This is a genomic window from Massilia sp. LC238 (assembly GCF_000735635.1).
Classification (GTDB): domain Bacteria; phylum Pseudomonadota; class Gammaproteobacteria; order Burkholderiales; family Burkholderiaceae_D; genus Telluria; species Telluria varians.
Window position 1 is genome coordinate 1 of record NZ_JNNN01000043.1, and the last position, 1,593, is coordinate 1,593.

The 1,593-nt window shown below is 63.0% G+C and carries 1 protein-coding gene; it reads left to right on the forward strand.

The features are described from left to right. The first annotated feature begins 88 nt into the window (after positions 1 to 88). Positions 89 to 1,533 (forward strand): IS3 family transposase gene (locus FG94_RS12095; RefSeq protein WP_152570955.1). Its coding sequence is split into 2 segments (ribosomal slippage): positions 89 to 481 and positions 484 to 1,533, totalling 1,443 coding nucleotides; the frame shifts between segments, so codons are not numbered across the junction. The last annotated feature ends 60 nt before the right edge of the window (positions 1,534 to 1,593 follow it).

Consider the following 1,593-nt stretch of genomic DNA (forward strand, 5'->3'; position numbering starts at 1 on the left):
CCCCCTGTGCCAATATAACTTGAGACACCTACCCGATTAATTTAGAGTACAACGGTAGGTCCCCAACATGCACAGCCGAAAGCATCAAATCAGCAATCCTGTCGAACCCAGCAGTCCAGCCACGCCAGCGTCCCGCCCCGATCCCGAGGTCGTTCCGACCGCCAAGCGGCGCACTTTTTCCAACGACGAGAAGCTGCGCATTCTTGCCGCTGCCGACGCCTGTCAGGCCCCAGGCGACATCGGTGCCTTGCTTCGCCGCGAAGGCATCTATTCGTCCCATCTGGCGACCTGGCGCAAGCAACGCCAGGCCGCTGCGGCATCCCAAGTCCTCGAGCGCAAGCGTGGCCCCAAGGTCGACCCAACTGCCGCGCAGGACCGCAAGGTGCGCGACCTGGAGGCAGAGGTAGCGCGCCTGCGCGACAAGTTGGCCAAGGCCGACCTGATCATCGACGTCCAAAAAAAACTTTCCACCCTGCTGGGACTGAGCACCAACGATACGCCGAGCGAACCGAAGTGATCAGCGCCGCCGAACACCTCGCCGGCGAAGTTGGCGTGGCCGCCGCCTGCCGCGCGTTGCAGCTGCCGCGCAGCGCGTTGTATCGCCATCGGACCGCACAACGGCTTTGTTCATCAACGCCTGTGAAGCCGGCTGCTCCAGCCCGACGTCCACCGCTCGCGTTGTCCGAACATGAGCGGCGCGTCGTACTGGAGGTACTCAACAGCCCGCGCTTCGCCAACTGTGCGCCGGCCGCAATCCATGCCCAGTTGCTCGACGAGGGGCGCTATGTGGCGTCGGTGCGCACGATGTACCGCCTGCTGCAAGGCTGCGCTGCCGTGCGCGAACGCCGTAACCAGCTGCGCCATCCGGAGTACACCAAGCCGGAGCTACTGGCCGTCGCGCCGAACCAGGTGTGGAGCTGGGATATCACCAAACTCAAAGGGCCGGTCCGGGGCACCTGCTTCCACCTGTACGTCATTCTCGACATCTTCAGCCGCTACGTCGTCGGTTGGATGGTGGCTGAACGGGAAACCGCCGAACTGGCCGAACAGCTGATCGCCGACAGCGCCGCAAAGGAAAACATCGCGCCCGGCACATTGACTTTGCATGCCGACCGCGGCAGCAGCATGCGCTCCAAGCCGGTGGCTACGCTGCTGTGCGATCTGGGCATCGCCAAATCGCACAGCCGCCCTTACGTTTCGGATGACAACCCGTATTCCGAGGCGCAATTCAAGACCTTGAAGTACCAGCCCGGCTTCCCGGCGCGCTTTGGCTCGCTCGCTGACGCACGCGCCCACTGCGCGACCTTCTTCACCTGGTACAACCAGCAGCATCGCCATTCCGGCATCGGGATGATGACCCCGGAAAGCGTCCATACCGGCCGTGCCTCCGAGATCCGACAGCTGCGCCAGGCAACGCTCGAGAGCGCCTACGAACGCACGCCGGGCCGCTTCAAGCACCGCGTGCCACGCCAGGCCAAGTTGCCGACCGCAGCGTGGATCAATCCGCCAGCCACGGAGAAAAAAGCAGCCTGAACAGGAAAAATTAGACGCTCACGATTCCACCAGGTGTTTCAAATTCATTGACACGTTGCT